Annotated in this window: 14 protein-coding genes and 7 pseudogenes; 8 read left to right on the top strand and 13 right to left on the bottom strand. The window is 57.3% G+C overall.

Translation table 11 applies throughout. From position 1 onward, the window contains the following. Positions 1-308: 308 nt before the first annotated feature. Both RX331_RS38115 and RX331_RS38110 read left to right on the top strand, forming a co-directional pair. The gene (locus RX331_RS38115) at positions 309-689 is read left to right on the top strand and encodes a hypothetical protein (protein WP_317252667.1); all 381 of its coding nucleotides are present in this window, start codon (positions 309-311) and stop codon (positions 687-689) included. Between the two features lie 29 nt (positions 690-718). After that, complete coding sequence (locus tag RX331_RS38110; RefSeq protein WP_317252666.1) at positions 719-2,575, top strand: hypothetical protein; 1,857 nt, start codon at positions 719-721, stop codon at positions 2,573-2,575. Positions 2,576-2,923: 348 nt separating this feature from the next. Here the strand turns inward: RX331_RS38110 and RX331_RS38105 are convergent, their stop codons facing one another. From RX331_RS38105 to RX331_RS38090, 4 genes and pseudogenes are all read right to left on the bottom strand, one after another. Continuing rightward, complete coding sequence (locus tag RX331_RS38105) at positions 2,924-3,436, bottom strand: carboxymuconolactone decarboxylase family protein (RefSeq protein WP_317252665.1); 513 nt, start codon at positions 3,434-3,436, stop codon at positions 2,924-2,926. A 6-nt stretch (positions 3,437-3,442) separates the two neighbouring features. After that, positions 3,443-3,997 (bottom strand): peroxiredoxin, encoded by a 555-nt coding sequence (locus RX331_RS38100; protein WP_317252664.1) that lies wholly within the window; start codon positions 3,995-3,997, stop codon positions 3,443-3,445. A gap of 15 nt (positions 3,998-4,012) precedes the next feature. Next, positions 4,013-4,300 (bottom strand): ATP-binding cassette domain-containing protein, encoded by a 288-nt coding sequence (locus RX331_RS39155; RefSeq protein ID WP_410708017.1) that lies wholly within the window; start codon positions 4,298-4,300, stop codon positions 4,013-4,015. Then, positions 4,297-4,982: pseudogene (locus RX331_RS38090) on the bottom strand (molybdate ABC transporter permease subunit). The gene RX331_RS39155 and the pseudogene RX331_RS38090 overlap by 4 nt, the downstream one beginning before the upstream one ends. Before the next feature lie 1,042 nt (positions 4,983-6,024). Between RX331_RS38090 and RX331_RS38085 the strand changes: the two are divergent. Next, a complete protein-coding gene (locus RX331_RS38085) occupies positions 6,025-7,206 on the top strand; it encodes a TlpA disulfide reductase family protein (RefSeq protein WP_317252663.1) in 1,182 nt (393 codons plus the stop codon). A gap of 1,983 nt (positions 7,207-9,189) precedes the next feature. On the opposite strand, the gene RX331_RS38080 is transcribed toward RX331_RS38085, so the two are convergent. Together RX331_RS38080 and RX331_RS38075 are read right to left on the bottom strand one after the other, a co-directional pair. Next, positions 9,190-9,447 (bottom strand): hypothetical protein, encoded by a 258-nt coding sequence (locus RX331_RS38080; protein WP_317252662.1) that lies wholly within the window; start codon positions 9,445-9,447, stop codon positions 9,190-9,192. Positions 9,448-9,712: 265 nt separating this feature from the next. Beyond that, positions 9,713-9,800 (bottom strand): annotated as a pseudogene (locus RX331_RS38075) (IS5/IS1182 family transposase); the annotation flags it as partial. Positions 9,801-9,803: 3 nt separating this feature from the next. On the opposite strand from RX331_RS38075, the pseudogene RX331_RS38070 reads away from it, so the two are divergent. Together RX331_RS38070 and RX331_RS38065 are read left to right on the top strand one after the other, a co-directional pair. Beyond that, a pseudogene (locus RX331_RS38070) lies at positions 9,804-10,034 on the top strand (IS701 family transposase); the annotation flags it as partial. A gap of 144 nt (positions 10,035-10,178) precedes the next feature. Further along, entirely contained in the window at positions 10,179-11,147 is a 969-nt protein-coding gene (locus tag RX331_RS38065; protein WP_317252661.1) for a metallophosphoesterase, read from the top strand. Between the two features lie 3,862 nt (positions 11,148-15,009). Here RX331_RS38065 and RX331_RS39150 read toward each other — a convergent pair. Together RX331_RS39150 and RX331_RS38055 are read right to left on the bottom strand one after the other, a co-directional pair. Then, a pseudogene (locus tag RX331_RS39150) lies at positions 15,010-15,244 on the bottom strand (hypothetical protein). A gap of 2 nt (positions 15,245-15,246) precedes the next feature. Continuing rightward, positions 15,247-15,483 (bottom strand): annotated as a pseudogene (locus RX331_RS38055) (transposase domain-containing protein); the annotation flags it as partial. Between the two features lie 305 nt (positions 15,484-15,788). Here RX331_RS38055 and RX331_RS38050 point away from each other — a divergent pair. Next, complete coding sequence (locus tag RX331_RS38050) at positions 15,789-15,968, top strand: hypothetical protein (RefSeq protein WP_317252659.1); 180 nt, start codon at positions 15,789-15,791, stop codon at positions 15,966-15,968. Then, positions 15,955-18,024, top strand: a pseudogene (locus tag RX331_RS38045) (recombinase family protein). Before RX331_RS38050 ends, RX331_RS38045 begins: the two are co-directional and overlap by 14 nt. A gap of 24 nt (positions 18,025-18,048) precedes the next feature. Here the strand turns inward: RX331_RS38045 and tnpC are convergent. From tnpC to RX331_RS38020, 5 genes and pseudogenes are all read right to left on the bottom strand, one after another. Further along, a pseudogene (gene tnpC / locus RX331_RS38040) lies at positions 18,049-19,476 on the bottom strand (IS66 family transposase); the annotation flags it as partial. A gap of 45 nt (positions 19,477-19,521) precedes the next feature. After that, a complete protein-coding gene (gene tnpB, locus RX331_RS38035; protein ID WP_317252658.1) occupies positions 19,522-19,869 on the bottom strand; it encodes an IS66 family insertion sequence element accessory protein TnpB in 348 nt (115 codons plus the stop codon). Beyond that, positions 19,866-20,273 carry an IS66-like element accessory protein TnpA gene (tnpA, locus tag RX331_RS38030; RefSeq protein ID WP_317252657.1) on the bottom strand — a complete coding sequence of 136 codons (408 nt, stop codon included), beginning with the start codon at positions 20,271-20,273 and terminating at the stop codon, positions 19,866-19,868. The genes tnpB and tnpA overlap by 4 nt, the downstream gene beginning before the upstream one ends. Positions 20,274-20,528: 255 nt before the next feature. Then, positions 20,529-20,774 carry a hypothetical protein gene (locus tag RX331_RS38025; RefSeq protein WP_317252656.1) on the bottom strand — a complete coding sequence of 82 codons (246 nt, stop codon included), beginning with the start codon at positions 20,772-20,774 and terminating at the stop codon, positions 20,529-20,531. Between the two features lie 1,631 nt (positions 20,775-22,405). Next, complete coding sequence (locus RX331_RS38020) at positions 22,406-22,627, bottom strand: hypothetical protein (RefSeq protein ID WP_317252655.1); 222 nt, start codon at positions 22,625-22,627, stop codon at positions 22,406-22,408. A gap of 588 nt (positions 22,628-23,215) precedes the next feature. Here RX331_RS38020 and ald point away from each other — a divergent pair. Further along, positions 23,216-24,328 (top strand): alanine dehydrogenase, encoded by a 1,113-nt coding sequence (ald, locus tag RX331_RS38015; RefSeq protein ID WP_317252654.1) that lies wholly within the window; start codon positions 23,216-23,218, stop codon positions 24,326-24,328. Positions 24,329-24,597: the final 269 nt, after the last annotated feature.

Raw genomic sequence — 24,597 nt, 5'->3', positions numbered from 1 at the left:
GTCTTCCAGCTCTAGTTCTTGTCTTCATAAGCAACCCTGAGTCTGATTAGGTATTACCCGAAGGGTAGACAGTGATTCGGGTATTACCTTAAATAAATCTCTAAAATATAGGTAATACCTTTTCCTCAAAATTCAAAGATGGGTATTACCCAAAGGCGAATTGTGGCCAGCCTGTGCTGCAGCAGCAGCGCTGTGATTCGTCGCATTGAACGGAGGGCACTAGGACCTTACATCTGAACGGGAAGGCACTGGTAAGTGCCACGACCAGGTCAAGATCCTGTGCGATAGTGCAACTATACGGAGAGATCTTGATTGACCTATCCAATCCAACCTTGTTATTAACGCCACGTGAACACTTTCCCGCCACACTCCAGTCCAGCCGTTTCCTGATGGGTAGTGCCAAGGACATGAAGCGCCGTTTGAAGCCGCTCTCGAAGAGCAACGAGATGCGATCGCTCGCTCTCGCGCTCGGCGCAGGCCAGGGCGCCCCGGACATATTGAAGCTGCTGGAGTCTGATCCAGAAGCGGCTAAGCTCATTGGCAAGTACGCAGAACGTGCGCGCTCGTCCTTTGCTGCCGCGTATCCGGGGCAGACGCGGGAAAAGACGATCAGCAACGGCGATTGGGAACAAGCGGGCTACGCGGGCATCGCGGGATTGAACCGCATCTTGGGACTTAAGAGCTCCTAGTACCATCGCCCCTCATTGCGGGGCAGGGGATGAAGGGAAGACGCCGGTCGCGCGCGACGAACTTTCGCGCGTCAGCGACTGTTGGCAGCGAGCTGAGGAGGCTATTTCCGAACGGCACCAACCCCGATACGGGACGTTGGTCGTATCCTCCCGCGCTACCTGCCGAGCTGTTCGGTGCCGTTGCCCACCTGCTTGAGGCTTCGGGAGCCTACACCTACATCGTCGCTCCATTCGCCTCTACAAGGGGCGTGCCTAAGGTAAGCTACTCCGGTGCAACCCAGGCGCCGAGGGAGACGCAGCTGGTCGCTTGGCGAAGAATCGGTAAGCGGTGGGCTTCCAATGTGTTCAAGGAGCAACCGGAAATCGTCGAACTCTGGGCTGAACTGTGGGCCTGCCGCAACCACGTGCTTGTTGCTGGACAAAATTCCCGACCACGTCTCTCGTGGTGGAAATCGGCTCACGCGTTGCTGGTGATTGCGGATGAGGCCAGCACTAACTGCGGCTATGAGACATTCGACGATGACGGCGCCGATCCAAACTGGGCAAATAAGCTCGCCTCGTATTTGCTTATCAACCGCACCGGAAAGCTCGTGATCCCATCGAGCCGCTCTCGCTCGGACGACAGGCATCTCAGCCGCCACGTGGCGCTCGACAGCCTCGCGGTCGATGCGTCTCGTGACGTTGTCCGCGTTCTTCCAAAGGGACGCACCACCGACGTGGGCTGTACTATGAGAACGCTAAGTCACAACCTGACTATGCTGCGCCCGCACGGCCATCCGAACGTCTATTGGCATCAGCAGCTATGGTCGAGCACGTCAGATCGACATGACAGCCTGAGCGTGCTGCTTATTCCGTTTCCCTACGATATACCGGACGGTTGTTTCAAAGGCGATATCCACAACGGCCCTGCTGATATGAAGTGGGGAAGATTTCGGGTGGAGCAGAAATGGCTTTACCCAAAAGTCGGCGACTGTCATTGGAGCGATCGTAGCGCTCGTCGTTCGTTCGTCGACTTCGTCAATGAGCTCCTTTTGCGAGCTAATAAAGACGTGCATGGCGTGGTGCTGCCCGAATATTCACTGGACTGGGCTACATATGACGAACTGGTCCGGTACCTTCGGGATGAATGGCCCGCCATCGAGTTCTTGATCGCCGGGGTTTCAGAGGATTGCAACAGGCGCAAAGGCAATCAGGTCGTATTCTCCGTCATGCATCAAGAGTTGGGAAACCGGATCGCCGAAACCCATTCCAGAAGAAAGCACCACCGTTGGAGGCTCGATGACACACAGATCCGCACCTACGGTCTGCAGGCCGATCTGAGCACGGACTGCATTTGGTGGGAATATCTCGAAATCGAGGAGCGTGTGCTCCACATAGATGTGTTTAGGTCTCAATCGGCATTCACGGCGGTTATCTGCGAGGACCTCGCGCGAGCAGATCCAGTCGTATCCGAGATCCGGTCGCTCGGACCGAATTTGATCTTCGCCCTCCTGATGGATGGCCCCCAAATGAAGGAACGCTGGCCGGGTCTTTACGCCACCAACTTGGCTGACGATCCCGGTTCTTCAGTTCTGACGCTCACTTCCTTCGCACTGATTAAACGGTCGAACGCCACGTTCGGACGGAATAAACGGACCATTGCTCTGTGGCGCAACCGACCAACCAATCTTTCATCGCGAGCGGCAAAGGACTTTGTTGAACTCGATTTGGCTGATGATGCGCAGGCGGTTGTCGTGAATTTAAGAAGCACACCGGCCGTCGACGTGACAATAGACGGTCGCCAGGACCGAAATACAACGTCGTGGCAGTTTGAGCACGCTCGACAGGTCGGGATTCCGAGCGACGAAATCGATGCTCGTGGCTGGCGCTGGATCGTCCCATATTGATGGCGAGGTGGTTCTAGTACATTTCGATAACGAGACGTCAGAACATTTAGAAAAGGCGATTGCTCTCTATGACGAACACGATTAGCTGGGAGGCGCTCAGCAGCGGCGTCCTGATTGATAAGGACGAAATCGCTGGAAGCGAAATCGCGCGATCTTCGAACTGTCGTCAATCCTCGCGTGGTGCCGTTGCGTCGGTTCGCGACCGAGCAGTTTGTGCTCGACGATCAGGTGGGCCATACGACAATGGTGGACAACGAGATGCCTAGCACTTTTAATCCCATTCGGTTCGAGTCGAAGTGCACCATCTTTTCGAGATGAAAGACACGGAAAAATCGTTTGCGAAATCACCTACGAGATCGCAACCGCAACCGACTGCACGATCGCGGCAAAGCGCACTGCGGTCTGGATCGCAGCCGAGCCGACGCCAGCTTCCTGCAGTGCCTTCTCATGGGCATCCATGCAGGCACCGCAGCCGTTGATGGCGGAAACCGCCAGCGACCATAGCTCAAAATCGGCCTTGTCAACCCCAGGATCGGCGATCACGTTCATGCGCAGCCGCGCCGGCATACTCTTGTATTCCGGATTGGAAGCGAGGTGAACAAAGCGGTAATAGACGTTGTTCATCGCCATCACCGAGGCTGCAGATTTCGACGCCGTAAGCGCCGCGGGCGATAAAACCTCGGCCGCAGCGGATTCCATTGCGGCGATCACGGCCGGGGTGCAGGTCGCGATCGCGGTGGCCAGCAACAGCCCGTATTTGCTCTGTGGTGAGAAGGTCTCATCCGCCACGATCGACGCCAGATTGAGTCTGACGTCCTTGGCGAAATCCGGAATCTGGTCCTTTAATTGCTCGATAGACATGATACCTCAGGCAACTTTCAGAGTTTCGCCACCGATCTCGCGGTTGCAGGGGCAGAGCTCGTCAGTCTGCAGCGCGTCCAATACGCGCAGCGTGTCCTTTGGGCTGCGACCGACATTCAGATTGGTCGCATAGACATGCTGGATGGTGTTGTCGGGATCGACGATGAAAGTATAGCGATAGGCGACGCCGTCAGGAGAGCGCACGCCCAGGCCATCGACCAGCGCGCCGTTGGTGTCGGCAAATTGCCAGATCGGCAGATGGTGTAGATCCTTGTGCTCGCGTCGCCAGGCGAGCTTGCAGAACTCGTTGTCGGTCGAGCCACCCAGCACGACCGCGTCACGATCGGCGAAATCCTTGGACAGGCGCGCGAACTCCGCGATCTCGGTCGGGCAGACGAAGGTGAAATCTTTGGGGTAAAAGAAGATGATTTTCCATTTTCCGGAGAAGCTATCTTCAGTCAACGTTTCGAATGCGCTCTGTCCATCCTCTTCCTGCAGGTGAAAGCCGGGCTTCACACCTGTGATTTCGAACGACGGCAGTCTGTTTCCAATTCCAAGCATATTGTCCTCATAAGATTACTTCGCGCGCGGAGTGACGATTCCGCCACCAGCGAAGCAAGCTATATGCCATTTGCTTTGGGATGTTCGATTGTCGGAATCCAGCAGTCGGATGCGTGGCATGCGACCGTCAGGCAAACGCACGAGGCCGGCGATGCACCGCGCGACCGGGGTTTTGCCGCAGCCTGACTGTCCGAAAATCGCCGCTACACCCTTAGCCGGTACGCTGAACTGCGCGTCGAGCGAAAAGCTACCCAGCTGGCCCTTGAAGGCGATGCCGATCCCGCCTGGTATGGCTGTCCTCACGTGCGCCTCCTTCGGCTGTATCTTTCGATCAACGTTAAGGTAATGATTACCGCAAACGCGAAACATCACCATGCCGCCGGCAAGGCGGTTTGCTTCGCCCTAGCGCGACGCTTGGACATAGTCGAAGAGAAAGGCCGACAGCACTTTGGTGCGTCCAGGAATGTTGCCGCCGATAATCAGCACGAGGCCGAATGAGCTAATTGTATGCGCAAAGCCAAGCACAGCGGCTGTGAGAAAACCCGGTCGCGCCAGGGGCGGGGCGACCGTAAAGAAGGCATACAATGGAGAGGCGCGCAGAGTGGCCGCAGCTTCCAGCGGACGGTTGCCGATGGCCAAAGGCATTGCGGATAGGCTGGACTACGAAAGTAAGCGCCCACAAAACCGATCCAACCACGAGCCTCGCAAAAGTGAAGGCGAGTGTGTGTCCGTCCCAGAGCCAGGCGAGAAGGCCGCCCGGGCCGTTTGGTCCAAGCAGCACCAGCAGATAAAACCCGCGTACAGTTGGCAGCAGCACCAGCGGCAGCGCAATGATCGTCGCCACCGCCTCGGTCCAAAGGCTCTTGGAGTGTGCTAGCCACCACGCGAGTGGCGTGCCAACGATTAGCAGGATCAGGGTCGTCAAGCTCGCGAGCTCGATCGTGAGCCCGAGCGACTGCCAGATCTCTGCCGAAAAGCTCCTCATGCGCGTCAACTCCGGTCGTCGAGCCTGAATGACACTGCAATCTCCCTCGCGGGCTCGTTGAAGTTGGCGGCGACCGCAACTTTGATGTTCGCCGCCGCCTCCGCATTGCCGACCATAAGCGAAATCAGGGTTGCATTGATCAGAACTAATCTGGGAGGTTTCATCGGATCGGTCCTGGGGCGGAAGCGCAGCCACCGCTCTCGCCGCGGCGGGTCTTCGCTGCTCATCCTAGCAATCGGCGTGCCGCTCGCAGACCTGATGAGCGCCTTGCTGCCTAGAAGAGTGAAGCAAGCATGGACGTCAGCGCGCCTTCTGGAATGGCCTGGCGGCGTTGTAGGGTGTCCGACATCGTCGTTTTCAACCGAATACGGCTTCATTCAAAGATGGAGGGCTGATGTGATGCCGATCGCCTCTCGTCCGAGCTTAAAAACGGCTGCTTGAGGATGATGAAGGCGGTGTCGACAATGTCACCGCTACGCGTGCGCATTAATAACCCATGGTCGGGTAGCCATAGGCCCGTTCGACGTCGGCAACCCATGGCTCTCGATTTGGTCATGCAGCACAAGCTGCAGTCCCTGCAAAATTGCGTAGTCACCCTCCACGAATAGGTGTCACTGCTCCACGGCTTTCACTCATTCGGTTCGCAATCTTCATTGTCGCTTTCATCTAATCATGGCTGACGGCGGACCCGGATTAGCAGATTACGTTCGACGGCTCGCAAGGCTAACCACGCTGCTCTGGCAGCGCCAATCGCGCAACGTGTGTCCAATTTCTGACAACGGCACAAAGGCACGTCAGGTTCAAAACACCATCTGCTTGCGGCGCCGTGGAGGACTTTGAAAGCGTAATCAGGCGCTTAGCACGTGTTGACGGCACTGGCACGGCCATTGCTGTTGAGATGCAGCAACACGAAGCGAGGGCCGAAGGCACGCCGACGCGCAAGACAAGCGATGCTCTCCTTCCTTTAAACCCGTGCGCCCGCTTCTACAGAGACAGCGCGTATAAATTCGTGCAACTACTAGCAATAGTTTTGGAGAGCAAAATGGTCGTGCGCATGGAATCCCAGGCTCCTCCCATTAAAGTGCAGAACTGGCTGCGCGGCCAGCCCGTGACGATCTTCCAGGCCGGAAAGGTCTACATCGTCGAATTTTGGGCAACTTGGTGCGGACAATGTGTGGCGTCGATGCCTCATCTGGTGCAGCTGCAAGAGAAATACAAAGACAGAGGGCTTGAGATCGTCGGTGTCGCAGCTAGCGAAAAAGCTTCAACCGCGGACGAGGCCCGAACCAAGTTGGACGCATGGTTGACCGAAAAGTTCTCGCAGCTCAATTATCGGGTCGCTTTCGACTACACAGGCGAAATGAACAAACTTTGGATGGACGCCAGTCTCTCTGTCGGCATTCCCACCTCGTTCGTCGTCGACCGTGACGGCCACATTGCCTTTATCGGTCATCCAATGCTACTCGATGAAGTTTTGCCGAAAGTTTTCAATGGCATCTGGCGCACAAGCGATGAAGCTAAAGCCGCCGATACGAAGCGGATCGCCGAAGGTCAACGCAGAACGCGCGAAACACGCAAGCGAGCGTTGACCAAGACGATCCTTGCCAAACTGCAGCCAGCAATGAAGGCTGGGGATTGGGCGAGGGCGCTTTCGGTGGTCGAAGAGGCCGTCGCTGTGATGCCGGACGACATCAAGTTCCGCGTCCTTCAAGTGGATCTTTTACTTCACAAAATGCATGACATGCGGACCGGCTTGCCGGTCCTGCGCCAACTGGTTCGTGACGCGATCAACCAAAAATCCGAGGTCTGGATGGCCGGCGCAATGCGCGAACTCTTTGATCCGGCGAAGGACAACTCCTACTTCCCGTCAGCCGAGCGCTTTGCCATAGGCAAGGAGTTGTCGGAGCACATCCTGGCACTCAATCCTCCGCAACGCGACGATGGCCCCAAGTTCCTGTCCTATGCGGCGGTCGCTCACTATTATTACGAGAGCGGCAACAAGGATCGCGCGATCGAGTTGGTCGAGCTCGCTCTGAAGTCACTGGACAGTCCGGAGCCTATCCAGGACGAACTGAAACAGCATGTCTTGTCGCCGTTGCTCCAAGCCCTGGCCAACTACAAGGGCGAGAAGGCTTGTTACTGGGGTTCTTGTTCGGTTCCGCAAGCCAAGTCTGCTGAAGTGCCAAAGCGCAGGCGCCGCGGAAAAAATGAAAGAAAGGGGTGATAATCGGAATTTTACTTACTGGCCGACTCGTCCATTTCTCTGGCAGCCCATTCGCAAGTGGCGTCCAAAACACCTGATATTGACTTAGATCGATCAAGTGTCAGGAGAAGAGACTGGCCAAGAGTTGCCATAGCAATAGGCTGAGCTACCGAATGCTGAGGACAGTATCGGTGGGCATCGCACCTCGTATGCCAAAGCGAGTTGTGGCCCATTCGAAGCTCGGATGTGAGTGGCCGATGGCCCGCTCTATGGCGGAACTCCTCGCACCTCTTGATGTTCGGCGTCTCCTGCCGCTTCTGCCCTGAGGAGCCCCCGAATTTGTAATCAGCCGGGCGACTGTGGCTCCAGATAGCCTTTGTCAGCGTGGAGCCGCTCGATGGCGTTGCCGATCGGCGCCTCCATTTCCGGGATCACGGTTGCAAGCGCATGACGATCATAACGCAGCGCCTTAATATGGTAACGTGCTTTGGCATGCGCCTACCTCGTGGCCACCGAGACAGGGCACGGCGCCTTCACTGAGGACACGAGGTATCATGCGACGAGCGATGAGGGTATCGCAATTACTTCATTGCGGCAGTCGCTCCGGGGGGCGGCTCAATCCGACGGCCGCTATTCCTTTTGTGATGGGTGACCGCGTCCCATTGGATCTCGTGCTCACCTCTTATTGCTGCACTCCCGGCCCGGTCTACCCAAACAGCTGTATGATGTCCCACGCTTCGAAAATGCGACAAAGACGTAGGCGGTCGTTACGGTTGCAACAAAAGAGGCCGACCGCCTAATGGGGCGGCCCAGAACCCGATTATAAAGCCGAGATAAATGGGGGTGTGACACAGGTTTATAGTACTACAGCTGGGTTTGGGAATTGCGGGGCCGGCATGTCGCGGCCCTTGTGATCTGAACAATTCGAAGTGATTGATCAGAAAGCGTGCTCTTCAGCACGATCATTCAACCGATGAGTGAGACTGTCGCAGTTGTCGCCGCGACATAACGTTTCTGAATCTGCCAGATAATTGCCGGCAACAGGGTGCCACTACTCGCTTGCAGCGCAAAAGTACTTCGGTCAATGCACTTCGGCACATAGTGTCTCCAACAATCTTTGAAGCGCTTGCGCGCCACGACGCTGTGTCGAATGACAAACAGAGCCCTCAAGGCTGTCTCCGGCAAGCGCTTCCGTGCACGTAGGTTGGCCCGTGTCGATCGTCCTCGGCACGAGCAGGCCGCTTGCGAAGCCGACAGCACATAGAATTGTGATGAAGAAAGCGATGTCCGCGGCTGATCCGTGGAGAAAACTGACGATTCTTGAGATCCCAGTTCCGGAAGGCTCCTGAGGGATTCGTGCCATGATCGACTACGCTAAGCCCAACCTGCCGCACGCAGAAAGGCGGCGCCGAAGAATAGTAAAATAACGCGCTCAAAGCCATAGGCGCTTGGCTTGTCGCTAACATGACAAGAGTTTTTCTTGAGGACTGAATCGCTCGGAAGGTACTCAACAAGGAGCAGGTCTTCTCGATTCTGGTAGCGGACAGAAACAATGAGAGGTGTAAAGTGGATATGTATCTTCCGCCCAATCGGCGGACTGGTAATGCCCCGGGCCAGCCCCTCTTCTTGGATTGGACGAAGTCTGCATACTACCTATGCATGCCACTCGAACGTGATTTGTCGGATGATGCCTGTTGGCTCCTGGCGGACGTTAAACCAGCGCTCTGCTTGCTACTGGGTAAAGTGGACATGGCAGATGTCGGCGGCTCACCGGCCACTTTTATTAGGGTCAGAGCTCATTAATTTCTTTGCGCTCACAGTACGATCCTGATTCGTTTTTGGAAGGGGCTAGGATCGTGCGCAAGAATCTCTTTTGGCTGAGCGACGAACAGTGGGGGCAGATCGAACCGCATCTGCCGATGGATGTCCGTGCTGTCGATCGTGCCTGCGCAGCGACCGCTGCCGAGCCGGGGAAGTGCCGAAAAAGTCCGACGTCAGTGGCATTCATTTGTGATTCGTCAGCTTCTCGAAAGCTGTCCGTCCCAAAATGGAACTTGAAACAACTGTGCTCGCGGCGAAAAGAATGACCACCGAACGCCGCAGAAGACTCCACTCTCGCTCACGATCTCCTGCGGCAGCAGCAGCGGGCGCAGCAACAGCCAGGCGACCTGAGCGCACAAACCAGCTCACCGGGATGCCCATCCACGGATCAACCGAACCTTGAGCAGCAGCTAAGTGACTTGCGGCCGATCCATCAAACATCAGATTCAGCTGTCACTTTCGCACATTCCGAGATTGGATCCTCTTCGGCTCTGACCACTGGCAATGAGAGCGCGCGCTATCCAGGAAAGCGAGCGGTGCCCAGCCGCATCCTTTGTCAGGGGACGTGCCGAACTTGCCGCATCGCTGGCCGGAGCGAGCCTTGAGGCGCTCAGGAACGAGATCAGGCTGGCTGAGCAGCGAACGGAATCGATCATTTGCGTCTGCATTGCGCGCCCCCGGCCGGAAAGCTCACGGAATAGGTTTTCCCAGACCCCGCGTCTTGCCCAGCGCACAAAGCGATTGTAGATCGTCATCGGAGGACCATATTCGGCCGGGCAATCGCACCAACGGCGTTTGGACGTTATCACTTCGAGGGGCGATCATGGCAAGGTCTTCATCGCGACGCCCTCATGACAATGATTGCCCACGCCTTCCTGCAACATCGTCGCATCGCACACGCGGGGCGGAAAAAAAAATCAACGGACCTCCGCTTCAGCCAACCATGCCCGCCGTACGTCACGCGATCGTCGATCTCTCCTTCGGCCGCCGTCTCAAAGGTGTCCATACTGCCGAAAACAAATCCTTGAAAAACGCTGCGCAAACAGATTCTGCCAAACTGGTGCTAGCCTGCTACGCCATGGCCTGAAATTGCGCGCGGCCCGGTGCCGACTGGACCAATCATGCCATTCATGCTTTTGTTTGGAACGGCCTCCCAATGGCGAGATTAGAACTTGGATCCTCTTTCGAACTTTGCCGCCGGAACATCTCTGCAAGACCTGATCGAGCGAATTGGCTCAGAACATGTTGAGCGGCGACTGAAAACCGAAGTCGAGCGCGAGGCCCAGCTGTTTGGCCAGGGACTGATCTTTTTCAACCTTGAAAACTGGTACTCAGCACCTTGGATTATCAGAACTGCGCTTAAGCTGACTGGACTTTATGGCCGTGCGCGTCGAAACGCTGACCACGTCCTTGTCAAAAAACACAGCGTGGCTTTCGCGAATCTTCCCTCGGCATTTCACAATTTCACTATCCTTCACATTAGCGATCTGCATGCCGACGTAAGTGTAGGCGCGATGCGGCATCTGGTTAGCGTGGTCGGCCGCCTTCAATACGACATTTGCGTCTTAACCGGCGACTATCGCGGCAAAACATATGGTCCATTCGAAAAATGTCTAGAAATCATCGATGAACTGCAGGCCCAATTGAATGGGCGAATTTATGGGGTGCTTGGTAACCACGACAGCATCCGTATGGCCCCTGCAATGGAAGCCATGGGAATCTGCATGCTATTCAACGAGTGCGAACCGATTGTTCGCGATGGACAGCGTATTTTCTTGGCCGGCGTTGACGATCCGCATTTCTATCGGGCAGACGACATTGAGAAAGCCGCGTCGCAGATTCCTTCAGATGCATTTTCGATTTTGTTGGCGCATACGCCGGAAGTTTACGATATAGCGATGAGCGCCAGATTCGATCTCATGTTATGCGGACACACCCACGGAGGTCAGCTTTGCCTACCCGGCGGAATTCCGATCAAGCTGGAGGCGGCCTTACCTAGATTCATGGGCGCTGGACCATGGCGCTATGGCTCGATGGTCGGATATACCTCTGTAGGCGCTGGCACGAGCCTTCTGCCAGTGCGGTTAAACTGCCCGCCGGAAATAACTCTGCACACCTTGCGCGAGGTAAAGCAGCTCTAGTTCACGGGCCAGTGGCAGAAAGAATGCGCTATCAAAATTTGGGCCGCGGTATCAAATCAGAGCCAACGCGCCGCATAAGATCACGCCTAACGGCCCTCGCAGTGCTCTCTATTGATACCATGAAGGCTGTGGAGCACTACGCTTTGGTGAATGGCGATGGGAGTGGGCCATGATTTCACCTTCCTTCCGAAGGCGCCGTCACCGCGAGATGCGGCGCGCATGACGCGTCGAGCTCAAAGAACACGAGACAAGTACGCCGGACGCAAAGTTGGGACCCAGACGTTTCAATTAGATTAGCGATTTCGAGTCTTCCAGCGGCCGCGACAATCGCCGCGAAGCAGTAGTCTTTCGCACGCCAACACTGCGGATGCTTGTCCGCTTTCTGACAGCAATACACGGCTGTCGGGTTCAGAACACCGCCAACGCTCGCCGGGCAGAAATTTTAAAGAGAATCGGAGACCAAGCTGTTTGAACGCGGATGGCATGGCTGTTGCTTTTGAGAGGCAGCAACACTGAGAGAGGCGAGGGCATTCAGACGCGCAGGACGAGCGATGCTCTCCTTAAACCCGTGTGTCCATTTCTGAGAGAGAGCAACGAGCGCGCGGAAAAAGCGTTGACAATCGGAAGGAGAGCAACATGCCTTCAGGCGAGACAAAGCATGATCTTTGGCGAGGGTGGCATCGACAAGTCGAACTGCTCGCAGAAACGTTAACGGCAATGGCCGGATCGGCCACAAGATACGTGCACGAAATGGCGAGCACTATCGCCGGAACCGCGAATGCGGGATCGGACGGTGCCAGTGATGCTGACGAGGGTTTTTTGTGGGTTTGCCGCGCGATCCCAAGGCGGATCTCACCGGATTTTCCGCACGTGAAAGGCGCAGGACGGGCTTTGCTGCGAACCAGCCACCTTCTGGGATCTCGAAATCGGTGCCGTGATGAAGATGGGCTACAAGAACGATCTGGTGCATCGAACCCAGCGGTCCAGGGTGGGTCAAGGCCTTGTCATTCGATTAACTGTTTGGAGGAGATCGTCGCCCTGGCGCGGTTGTAGAATGCGCGTCGGGATCCAAGGAGGCCGATCACTATCGCATGCTTGAAACCAAACTAAACAAATACTCGGCAAAGGTATGACCCAATCTAGAATCGAGCACAGCATTGCGGATGAGGTCGGAAGTCCATCATCCGCAGGGCAGTCGCTTAAGTCCTCGCTTGATGGAGAGCTAAATGACTTCGCCGGTGGCTTCTTCCGCACTTCAGGGAAGCTCGTCCGCATTCTTGGGAGCTCAGGGCTTGGATGTCGTGCGCGAAAAAGCTTCGCGCGATCCATCGCTGGCTCGGTAATGTGCGGCTGTTCGTTCTGCTGTCCGCGATGTCACTCGATGTACGGGGGCGCACGCTGAATGGCTCGTGGTATAAGTGGTTGATGCCGAAGAGCAGCGTGAACACGGCTAACGCAAGCGCGATCATGCGATAGTGCCATTCGACCGAGATCTGGCTGATACTCGCGCTGAGCTTGAAGAGGGATTGTCACATCGATCCATCGGCGGCGATTTGTCTGTAGTGTGCGTAATAGGTTCAAAATCGCTGGATCTGTACGCCATTTCGCCGTCTGCTTTGCAAGTTTGCACTGCGCTTCCAATTGTAAAAGTGCCCAAGTTGAGGAGATTGCGATGAAGGTCGGTGTTCCCGAGGAAGTCATGCCGCACGAATTCGATGTGGGCCTTGCGGCTGGAGCTGTCCGCGAAAATGTGGTAGCCGGCCACAGGGTGATAGTCGAAACAAAGGGCTCCGCCGGAAGTTGGCGCAACCGACAACAATTATCGCAAAGACGGGAAGGGCGCAGCTGCGAGCGAACCAGATCCCCTTTAGGTATCGTTTATCTAGCGCCGGAACCCCGAGGATGTGCGTGGCTCAAACAAGGCTAGCGCAGAGTGCCTTTGAAAGATCCAGATGCCGTAGCGGCAATCGTCTCAACTTTGCGGCGCGTTCACGGCGACAACATTGCACGCACGTTACTTGCAGACGGCATGAGCTTGGCGGTACTTATCGATGCAGCGTTCTCCTTGCCGATAAGCAACAGTGATGCGGTCCGAATGATCGCGAGAGCGCTTGACTCTGGCGATTTCAGATTCACACCGGACATAGGGCCGCTCTGGCGCGTGCGGTACATTTATGAAGATCGATGTGCATCGATGTGCGTTGTGGATATGGAGATGTCAACGCCGAATAGGATCTTCGCGAGCACTAAGATTTCGTTGCAGCTGTCCATATGATGCGAAGTCCAGGTCCACTGCCGACATTTTATCTCTAACCGAAAATCGGCCAACTACGTTGGATGAGGTTTCGTTGTCGGTATCAAACAAGCAGGCAAAGAGTGGCGTCTACGAATGCTCAGTCAGAACCGGGTTTAGCGGCATCGTGTTCGTCGACCTAGAAATGGCCTTCATTCAGTCCGACCAGTCGCACCTTCGTGAGAACGCATTAAACTTGACGGCTCCTTCCTCGTGGTACTGGACTTCCAGATCTACTCCTGCAGCTCTTGCGGCGTACTTCGTTGCGGCGTTGACGGGTTTGTCGCGTCCGGGATGAGGTTAAGTGCGGCCGGCGCGCCGCCGCACTCACCGTTAAGCTGGACTACCTCGGGACGAGCAGACGGCGGGCGCGCAACGCTATAGGCTGTTGCCGCATCACCAAGCAAAACCAGTTCACATGAGCGAAAGCTTGCGCTTGGCCGCTTGCGTCTCCATTTGTTCCTAACGGGTCCTTCAACGCTGCATTGTCAGTATGCGTCGGCCATAAGGCGATTAAGCCACATCGTCTCCACCCAACCTTCAGCCGTTGACCTCCGAGCCTCCAGCTCGCCGAACACGGCTTTCCGTTTGTAGATGCCGGCCCCTTTTAACGCCGCTTCAGGCATAACTTGGGAGCCGATACGCCGGCCTCGTGTTGCTCCCTGAATCCCTATGATCTGCTCTTCATGATCTGCTCTTCCGAAAAGCGGGCACGCCGCTTCCGAGCCGGCAACGTGTCTGATCAGTTTTCGAAGCTATGCCGCATTTGTCTTTGCTTCTCGTGCACCAAACCTGTAATTATTCCATGCTCCTCGCGTCACTAATCTCCTTTCACAGAGCTGGGTGCCGCGGCATTGTCATTGATCACGTCGGTCAGTTTGCTGGATCACTTGGTCCTTGCACTTCGTTTTGAATGGGCATTAGTAGGGAACAGCCGGCGTTGGTAGTTGTTGGCTCACCTGTTGTAATAAGCTCGCCTCGACCCCGCGCCGAGGCGAGCTCGTTGCGCTGGCTCAGTCCCATCCCGGATCGGGGTCGATTAGGCACACTTCTTCTTCACCGTCGTCGTAGCACACCATCAATTCCCCCGCACTCACCCGTTCCGTGAATGCAGCTGCCGCCGCGATCAGAGCAACAAAAAGGGCTGTTCTCCAGGAACGCGTTCTGTTGTTCCAAGACCCAGCAGCGCACGCTTTTTGAATCATTATACTTTCCTCAGTTCGTACATATTCGGGTACGGTGACGTCCGGACGCCGATCGCCACTAGTACAATCTGACGTAGCGTGCGAATCAATCCCTTTTTGAGGTCACCTCGTTCGAATACTTCAAACCCGGTCCTCCAGAAGGCCCAGCGCGCCTCGGTCAAGTTGCGTCGAACTGATGGCGTCTGATTTGGCGCGCGGTGAGCTTGAGCCGAACAAGAACCAGTTCATCACTGGCTTCGAGTATGTGAAAGTGACTCTGTGACTGCCGTGAACGGCGACAGCTCCGTCGGGCTTTCGTTGCTGGCGGGCCTTCTCCCGTTTGACAGTATCCATCCGAGCTAGGCCGCGGAGTGGATTCCCGATTTCACCGCTTGAGGGGTTCGGGGTTTTCCTTGTGTATCCTGACGAGCTCCATCAGATTTTCGATGCCGAAGTCGGTGAACGCCATGACGCCTTCGTCACCTATGCCGTAAACCCAAATGACGCCGTCCTCCGGGTCCATTCCGTTGGCCACGTCCCAGAGCCAGTCCTCCGTCTTCGCCGAGGTCCTTTGCGACGCGACCGATTTTGAAGACGGAATGAACTTTGTTGACGTGCACGGCTACGCCGCCTGAGCGGAGGACGTCGACGTGGGAGGCGTCCAATTCCACGGCAGCAACTCGTGCAGCCGGCTTTGCGGCATGTCGGCGATGCGCGCAAAGACGTCGGCGAGCCAGGCTTTCGGGTCGATGTTGTTGAGACGCGCCGTCATGATGAGCGTAGCCATCACGGCGGCCCGCTCGGCACCGCGATCCGAGCCGGCGAACAACCATGCCTTTCTTCCAAGAGCCATCACCCGTTCATTCTGCCCATGTCGGGCAGGAGTTGGAAGTTCAATACCGCTGGCATCCCTATTTCAGCTGCAAGGTCGGCATCCGGCGCATAGCGCAGCGAGCAACCGGTCGATTTCTGAGCGTTAGGGGTCGGCGGGCGTGGTCGTTACCATCGCCGACTGGATGCTCGATCCCGTCATTTGCGCCGGGATGTCCATGGGCACGCCGTGCGTGGACCTCGCGGCACTTGTTGAACTGAAGCGGCTGTTGATAGGCGCCGCCAACACGGCACACTCCTGGGGCAATGCCGGAATCGTTCAGGAGAAATGCCATGACGTATCCCAAGCTGCCGTCGACAATAGCGAGTTGGCAGATGAACCTGCTGTTCGACGCCAAAAGATCGGAAGGGATGAGTCCCACGGAGCGGAACAGAGTTGTATTGATACTGGCTCAGATGCTGATGCAGGCGGCCGGCCTCAACGTCGAGGAGCTTGAAGATGACAAGCTCTGAGCTGATTCCTGCGGCCGTTCTTAAACGCAAGGCGGTCGTATATGTGCGCCAGTCGACGCAATCCCAGGTCATGACCAATCTCGAGAGCCAGCGTCGCCAATATGATCTGGTCGACGTTGCCCGCCAGCGCGGATTTGTCGACGTGGAAATCATCGATGACGATCTCGGCCGATCGGCAAGCGGAACGGTGGCGCGGCCTGGGTTCGATCGCCTAGTTGCATGGCTCTGCGCCGGCAAGGTCGGTGCGGTCTTGTGCTTCGACGCGTCGCGGCTTGCGCGCAACGGTCGCGATTGGCATCACCTGCTTGAGCTGTGCGGGCTTGTCGAAGCCCGCGTCATAGATCTCGACGGCGTCTACAATCCCCGCCGGCCCAATGATCGCTTGCTTCTGGGCATGAAGGGCAGCATCAGCGAGTTCGAACTGGGCGTACTCCGAGCGCGAATGCTGGACGCCGCCGGCTCGAAGGCGAGCCGTGGTGAGCTGCGACTGTCAGTTCCGTTCGGCTATGTCTGGCATCGCGAAGTCGGACTTGGCCTTGATCCCAACCTCCGCCACCAAGAAGTGATCCGACTGATCTTCACGCGCTTCCACCAGCTTGGCAGCGCGCGCCAGGTGTTGCTTTCGATGAAGACCGATCAAATCCATTTCCCAAGACCCTCCGATGAAGGGTGCATGACCAGCTTCGAATGGGTGCCGATTTGTTATCGCAACGTCATCGCGGTTCTCAAGAATCCGTTCTACGCAGGAGTCTATGTTTACGGAAAAAGCGAGAAGCGCACCGCCATCGTCGATGGGAGGGCACGGCGAAGCGACGGGCACAGCAAACCCTTTGGGACGTGGGAAGTGATGATCAAGGATCATCACGAAGGCTACGTCACCTGGGACGAGTTCGAGCGCAATCAGAAGCAGCTCGCCCTCAACAACTACGGCCGTGCCGGAGGCGTCAAGACCGGGCGAGGCGGAAGAGCGCTTCTCTCAGGCATCATGACCTGCGGACGATCCGGACGACGGCTCAGCGTCGCCTATACGGGCAATCCGCAAAGTCGGCCGGTCTATCGCTGTGACAAGCCAAACCTTATGATGGGCTTGCCTCGGTGCATGACCTTCGGCGGTCCGCGGGTCGATTCCGCGATCGCGAGGGAACTGCTCCGGGCTGTCGAACCAATGGCGATCGAAGCCGCGTTCAGGGCGGAACGGATGCATCGGGAACAAGAGGAAGACTAACAGAGAATCCTGGATCTGGAACTGCAGCAGGCGCGCTACGAGGCAAGCTTGGCCGAGCGCCGCTATGCCGCCTGTGATCCTGACAATCGTCTGATCGCGGCACAGCTCGAGAAGAATTGGGAGATCGCGCTCCGCCGCGTTCGCGATCTGGAGGAGCGCCGGCCGGCCGCAAAGCAAGCGGAGATCGGAGTGTATCCGAATGCTTTTGCCAATTTGGCAGAGAACCTCTCTGAGGCTTGGAATGCGCCGGGCGTCACGATGCGTGCACGCCAACAATTGCTGCGGGCTTTCGTCGACATCATCGTCGATGTCGACGAAGAAGCGCGTGACGTCGTGCTTACGATTCACTGGCGCGGCGGCCAGCACTCCGAGCTGCGCGTGCGCAAACCGCGAACCGGAGAACATGGCTGCGCGACGACCGAAGATGCGCTGGCGGTCATGCGCAGCATGGCCGGTCGCTGGTCAGACGAGCATATCGCCGCGTCGCTTAATCGGATGGGCCTGCCTACCGGTCAGGGCAAGACCTGGACGGCGCATCGCGTCTCTTCAGTTCGCCGCGTGCGCGGTATCCATGCCTACCGATCTGCGGAAAAGGATGGCGAATGGCTGACCTTGACCGAAGCGGCCGCGGCGTTGCGCGTCACAAGTCATATGATACGCCGTCTGATCAAATCCGGCGTACTGCCGGCGGTGCAGGTTGTGCCCGGCGCGCCGTACCAGATTCGCGCCGACGACTTGGCGTCGGAATCGGTCAAATCTGCGGTGGCCCGAAAAGGTCGCCCGTATCGCGTCGACGACACCGACACGATTCCAATGTTTACAGACACTTGAAGAAGGAATGCACAATGAATCAGGCATCGCAAAACCGCGCAGCGCTCGCTCTGCGGCATTGTTGGTCAGGCAAATCCTTCCATCATGGGCAAAGCGGGCAAAGCCATCCCACCGGTTGAGCAGATAGTCAATCGGCTTGATGACGTTGGACGAACGCGAGAGCCGGGCAGATTCCGCCCGCAGCCAAGCCTCAAAATCGGTCAGCAGCGGCGCGCTTCTCACCTGGCGGACCCGCAGCCGCTCCTCGGCGCTCAGCCCATAGATATCACGCTCGATCTCAAACAGCTGGTCAATCCGACGGACCGCTTCCAGCGCCAGGGGCGAGATCGCCGCTGCCGACCGTCCACGGCGCGCGTTCTGGGCGATATCCGCCAGTTCGAAGAACGCCCTCCGGCCGTGCGCCCAGCAGAAGGCAGGCGTGGCCGGCGACGCCTTGCGCCCGGATCGAAGAGAGCATTGAACCCGCTATAGGCATCGGCTTGAAGGATGCCGGCGAAGTTCTGAAGATGCCGCGCCGGATGTTCGCCGCGCCGATCGCGCGAGGCGCAAAACAGCGCCGCCGGCGGACCTTGCCCGCCAAATGGCCGATCGTCGCGGACATAGGTCCAAATCCGGCTAGTGTCCGTCCTCCCCTTCGCCAGGATCGGGATCTTGGTGTCGTCGCCATGGAGCCTGTCGGCGGAGAGCACATAGGCTTCGATTAGTTCAAAAATCGGCCTAACCGCAAAGGCTCCGGCGCCCACCTGGTCCGCCAGGGTCGAGACCGACAGGTCGATCCCTTCGCATTTAAAGCGCTGGCTCTGTCGGTTTAACGGCTGATGCTGGCCAAATTTGTCGAACAGGATCGTTGCCAGAAGCTGGGGTCCGATATAGCCCCGTGGCGTCGCATGGAACGGCGCCGGCGGCTGCGTAATCGCCTCGCAGTCTCGGCAACTGAACTTCTGCCGCACCGTCTCGATCACTTTGAACCGTCGTGGGATCTCCTCCAGCGTCGAGGTCACGCTTTCGCCAAGCTTCGACAGCCGCGCCGACCCGCAGCAGGGACATTGCGTCGGAGCCGGCAGGACCACGCGCTCTCGCTCGATGTCGTCGGGGAAGGGTTGGCGAACGGGCCGCTTGCGCTCAAACGAACGCACCGTCTGCGTCTTCCCGGCCTTTCTCGGCGGCGAGTTCATCCTCGGTCGCAGCCGCCTCGAGCTCTTCAAGCTCCAACTCTAGCTAGTCGAGCAGTCGCGCCGACCGCTCCGAGCGCGCGCCATAAAGCGTCCGCCGCAGCTTCTCGATCTCGAGCTTGAGGTGGGCGATCAGCGCTTCAGTGCTCGATTGCTTCGCCTGGGCATTGGCCGCTTCAGCAAGCTTGGCTTCCGCTGCAAGCCTGGCGGCGCGCTCGGTCAGGATCATGGCGTGCGCGGCGGCAAGATCGGGCGGCAGTCCGTCAGCGGCGGAGTCCATGACCAGATGGAATCATATTCGCCGCCAGATTCAAACGACAAACTTTCAGCCCACGCTCGTGGGACGCCAGGACTCCTGTGGATTGCGCCAATCGATTCCGGACAAGAGGTAGCTCATCTGCGCCTGCGAGATCGACACAACGCCGTCAGCCAGCGACGACCATATAAAACGACCTCTCTCCAACTTCTTCGTAAACAGGCACGCTCCCTGGCCATCATGCCAGATCACCTTCAATAAATCGCCCCGGCGTCCACGGAAGCAAAACAAATGTCCGCTCAGCGGATCGCGGCGCAGCACCTCTTGCACCTGCAACGACAAAGAGGCGAAGCCTTTGCGCATGTCGGTGTGACCTGTCGCCAGCCACACCCGAACTCCCGTAGGGATCGGAATCATCGCGGATCCAGAGCCTCGATGATCCGGCGAAGCGCCTCAACGTCGACGCTCGCATCGACAATGACGCGCCGCCCGCCGGTCAGCTCGATCTCAATCCGACGCTCGGTCGAATGTGCTGTCGTACTACGCGATGAATCCGCCGCCGACGCCACAGGCCCATCCTCGGCCACAACTACCATGACAAGGCGAGCCTCGGATTTGGTCCGGTTCGCTGCGAAGGCTCTTCGCCAGGTCACCAGCAGAGAACGCGACAGGCCATATCGCCGCGCCGTCGCCGCAACCAAACGCGGCTCGGACATGCTTTCCAAAACAATCCGCGCCTTCTCCTCCTCAGACCAACGCCGTCGCCGGCCCGTCTCCACCACTTCAAGTCGATTCAGCGCGCTGATCGTATGGCTGTCCATACGTACAGTTCTCAACCATCAGGTCAGCCCGCCGCAAGGCGGCTCTCCTCGGTTCTCCTCGGAGGCTTACCATTTGTCTAACTACGGGAAACGCGCAACTACTGCCATGAGCAGGGCACCGTCCGATGAAAGAGCGAAGCTGTGTTCTCCCGATGATGGATTGCTTCGTGCCCAGTTGGCCTACACGGGGCCAAAGCGTACTAGAGTACTGCGCGAAAGGTAGGCTCCCTTCGCTCAGCCGAGGCGCGGTGGATACTACAGGTCTGAAGGCCGTCCTAGTTCGGCGCGCAGCTTCCAAATCGCGCTATTTGCAAGATGCAATATGTCCTGCTCGCCGTTTCTGCGTGAGAGTGCCAGATAGGTTCGTAGCCGATTGCGCAGCAATTCCTTTGCATTATGCACAAGCAATGGATCGGTCTCGACAAAGCGCCATGACTTGTCGAATGCGGCGCTCACGAGGCTGTCAGAGGCCTGGTATCGCTCGGGTGAAGTCTGCTCCATGTTAAGAACTCCAGCGTAACATCGAGCGAATACACAACTCGCCCGATCAAAAGTGGGTACGTCGATCGGCCCGCTTTTTGGAAGACCAAAGCACGGCCTCAAACAATCCACCATACAAGTACTCCGGCCAGACAGGCGTCGTCGATTGGTTAGAGTGCGCCTGGCGTCCGTAAGTCTGTTGAAAGCACTCTCGGATGGACCGAGGAAGCTAATACGGACGTTTGGTGAAGCTGAGATGACTGCGTTCGCTTTCAAGCCCATTTAGTTCTTCGCGCAATCTGGCATTGTTGTAGGCGCGTCGCCAAGCATGCGTTTCGGTGGTATCACTCTGCGGATCGTCACTCCGCGAAAGGACAGTCGTATCCTTCACCTCTGCTCAGCAAGAATGGCAATTAGACGTCACTACCTGCGACGTCTGGATCTTCATGTCGTAGAACGTGAGGTGCCGCCGCTGAGGGGGACATGCATTGCTTTGAGAGGGCGCGGCAGTTCGCGCACGTGCATCAGGCCGGCAATCCGCGTGCGGTACAGACGTTCCCATTGTGGTCCCCAGCTCGACAACAGCGACGCTCGTGAGGTTAGATTGTTGGGATTGTCTCCAAACAAACAAATCGTCGCTTCTGGTGTCGTACGCCTCAAGAGATTGACGTCGCATGTGTAAGGCCGCGATGCAAAAGAGCAAACGCGCTCGCCAAACTTGTGAAAGCTTCGAATCGTCTACCGAAGAGCGGACTGCGATGCGATCGAGAGCTTTCCATTAACGAATAACGCTAAGAATTGCCCGTCATTCCAAGCAAGCACGTGAAACGTAATTCCTTGGACGGTCTCACGTGACGTGATGGTGCCTGCGCAGCCGAACAGGTAAACAACGTCTGCGTAGTTTGAGCCCAGCCGAACGTTGCTGAGCTCCGAATCCGTGACGCGACAATGCCCGGCCGGGAGTGAGCGAGCGTTAACTGACTTGTATTCCGTATCCAGGTCATCGGGCGTGGCCGGATTGGCGGCAGCTCCGCTTGGCGGAGCGCCGGCTCGTGCCGGTCGAGGGGCGCTCGAGATCTGGGCTAGCTGCATGAATAGCCACGCGAAGGCTGGAATCGCGGTGATCCGCAGGACTACTCGCCAGTTGATGGAACGCCCTATCAGGTGGAATGCTTGATAGATTTTCATCGAATGCCAGAGGCTTGCTAACGTCAATACTCAGCCATTCACGTAGGAAGGGGGCAGGCCATCTGCAATCCACGGTGAAAGGCTGTATGCGAAAATGTGGGCTTCGCCTCGCGTTAGTGTTGCTGAGAAGTAGAATGACGTGTCGTGGACAAAGCACCTGTACTCCCAAGCCATTCGGTTCGAGTATTAGGTCCGACTTTTCACCGTGATGGTACAGATTAGGCAACCCGCCAGGACGTAGCAGTAGCTGATGTTGTTGTATCGGCTGACTACGTTGCGGAACAAGCCGATTCCGCAATACACACGCCTTTCGAGTTTACACTCGGACGATAAGACGACCGAGACTATGAGCCAACGCGACCGCCGCTGCCCAAACGTGTGGTTTCATATTGCACCTGCTACGGATTGGCCGCAGAAAGTTGGGCGGAGCGACCCGACCGTGGCCAGGGCGCGCGGAGTCACCCCTACCTCACGGGCGCATTGGTGATGCTGCCTGAATAGGCAAGCAACGTGCCGAAATCAAAAACATCAGCTTCTGCAGGCGCTTCGCTTGAATCTGTTCGAGGGGCTTGAATCTCACGTAACGTCAGGGTGTAGAGAGTGGCAAAGCTAACGAATCGGGCCTCGTGGTGTCCGACCAGCATTCCCGAAGCGAAACTAAGTGTGCCGCCGATGCTACTGTTCATTTTGCTGTCGATCTTCTTCGCTGTGTTCGGCGCACTGTACGCTGTGAGCGCATGGCTCTCCCGTGGGCAGCACGAGCGCGACGCGCCTTGCGTTCGCCCTACCCAAACACCCAAGCGACGAGCATTCTAACCTGTAGAGCGCCATCACCCGATGGGCTGCACGCTCAGCGCGGCTCGCGCGGCCTCTAAATCCATCTGGAGGAAATATGCAGTGCTTACTGGCATCAGAAAGCAGCGCTTCACTGAAGGCATTTAACGATGCCGGTTCTGAACAGTTCCGTGCCTCGTTACTTTGACTGCCCAGCATGACTCTAACCAGCACGGAAGTCGAACGGGTTCAGGTAATGCATCGCTCTAGATACGCCCTTATCTTCCAGCGCGCGCTGAAGGTGCTCGATCGCGTTGCTGAACAATTCCATTCGATTCGACAGTGATGGCACTGAGCTCGGCGCTGGAATGCCATTTCGATGGAATCCTGCGTGATGCTATCAAGAATAGCTGAATTTCGGCGCTACTTGGGCGCCCGCGTCGCAGGTTTGCATCGCTCTTTCCATTATAAGAGCGGTTGTCCAAGTTAGGAGATTGCAATTGAAGGTCGGCGTTCCCAAGGAAATCAAGACGCACGAATACCGGGTGGGCCTGACCCCTGGAGCAGTCCGCGAATATGTGGCCGCAGGCCACAGCGTACTGCTCGAGACCAATGCCGGTGCTGGTATAGGTGCCACAGATGAGAATTATCGCACGGCTGGCGCAACCATTCTGGACTCTGCTCGCGAGGTGTTCGCGTCGAGCGAGATGATCGTAAAGGTCAAGGAGCCGCAGCCGTCCGAATGGACCCAGTTGCGAGAAAATCAGATCCTCTTCACTTATCTTCATCTGGCCCCGGACCCCGAGCAGGCCAAGGGGCTCATTAAGTCCGGCTGTACAGCAATCGCCTACGAAACTGTGACTGACGCGCATGGCGGGCTTCCGCTTCTTGCGCCGATGAGCGAGGTCGCGGGCAGGCTTGCCGTCGAAGCGGCCGGTGTGGCCCTGAAGCGGTATACGGGCGGGCGCGGGCTGTTGATCGGCGGCGTGCCGGGTGTCCAGCCGGCCCGTATTGTCGTGATTGGAGGCGGCGTTGTCGGTACACATGCGGCGCGGATGGCCGCGGGATTGGGTGCCGAGGTCACCATCCTCGACCGTTCGCTTCCTCGGCTTCGTGAGCTGGATGAACTTTTCGAAGGGCGCGTTCGTACTGGGTTCTCCACGATAGAAGCCGTTGAGGAGGAAGTATTTGCGGCGGACGTTGTGATTGGCGCAGTACTAGTTCCTGGTGCCAGTGCGCCGAAACTCGTCAGTCGGAACATGTTGAGCTCGATGCGCAAAGGCTCCGTCATCGTGGATGTAGCTATTGACCAGGGCGGATGCTTCGAGACATCGCGTCCGACGACGCACGCTGATCCAACTTACGAGCTAGACGGCGTCATTCACTATTGTGTGGCCAATATGCCGGGAGCTGTCCCGCTGACCTCGAGCCAAGCGCTGAATAACGCCACTCTGCCTTTTGGTTTGGCTCTCGCTAACAAGGGATTTGCAGCCATCCTCGAAAATCCGCATCTGCGCGCAGGCCTCAATGTCTATCGAGGGCGGCTGACTTATAAGGCGGTGGCCGAGAGTCTCGGCTTGCCATTCTCACCGATCGAACAGGCTGCGGCCTGATCCCAGAGGCCCTCAAGGGCGTTTCCTCCCTTACTTGGGCCACTCCTTCGGAGTGGCCCCTTTTTTCGGAGGCTACGAACACTCAACGCAATTTGATTGTCTTGTAACTCGCAGATCAAGTCGGGGAGCTCTCCCGGAGAATATCCAGTCATCTTTTTCAGCTGCACGGCGATACGAAAACTTGGGGCTAATGGTGATGATGCACCCGTTCGTAGCGCTCGCCTTCCGGTGTTTTAAACCGCCAAGGCGACCGGCGACCGCCGCCATCC

The sequence above is a fragment of the Bradyrhizobium sp. BWA-3-5 genome (genome assembly GCF_032917985.1).
In the GTDB taxonomy this organism is placed as follows: Bacteria; Pseudomonadota; Alphaproteobacteria; order Rhizobiales; family Xanthobacteraceae; genus Bradyrhizobium.
The sequence above is the reverse complement of the archived record's forward strand: the minus strand, read 5'-3'. Positions and strand labels throughout refer to the sequence as shown.

Bases quoted from the DNA above. Each gene is read 5' to 3' on its own strand.
- RX331_RS38110 (WP_317252666.1), top strand. From the start codon at position 719: ATGAAGGGAAGACGCCGGTCGCGCGCGACGAACTTTCGCGCGTCAGCG.
- RX331_RS38105 (WP_317252665.1), bottom strand. From the start codon at position 3,436: ATGTCTATCGAGCAATTAAAGGACCAGATTCCGGATTTCGCCAAGGAC.
- RX331_RS38100 (WP_317252664.1), bottom strand. From the start codon at position 3,997: ATGCTTGGAATTGGAAACAGACTGCCGTCGTTCGAAATCACAGGTGTG.
- RX331_RS38085 (WP_317252663.1), top strand. From the start codon at position 6,025: ATGGTCGTGCGCATGGAATCCCAGGCTCCTCCCATTAAAGTGCAGAAC.
- RX331_RS38080 (WP_317252662.1), bottom strand. From the start codon at position 9,447: ATGTTTGATGGATCGGCCGCAAGTCACTTAGCTGCTGCTCAAGGTTCG.
- RX331_RS38050 (WP_317252659.1), top strand. From the start codon at position 15,789: ATGACGTATCCCAAGCTGCCGTCGACAATAGCGAGTTGGCAGATGAAC.
- tnpB (WP_317252658.1), bottom strand. From the start codon at position 19,869: ATGATTCCGATCCCTACGGGAGTTCGGGTGTGGCTGGCGACAGGTCAC.
- tnpA (WP_317252657.1), bottom strand. From the start codon at position 20,273: ATGGACAGCCATACGATCAGCGCGCTGAATCGACTTGAAGTGGTGGAG.
- RX331_RS38025 (WP_317252656.1), bottom strand. From the start codon at position 20,774: ATGGAGCAGACTTCACCCGAGCGATACCAGGCCTCTGACAGCCTCGTG.
- RX331_RS38020 (WP_317252655.1), bottom strand. From the start codon at position 22,627: ATGAACAGTAGCATCGGCGGCACACTTAGTTTCGCTTCGGGAATGCTG.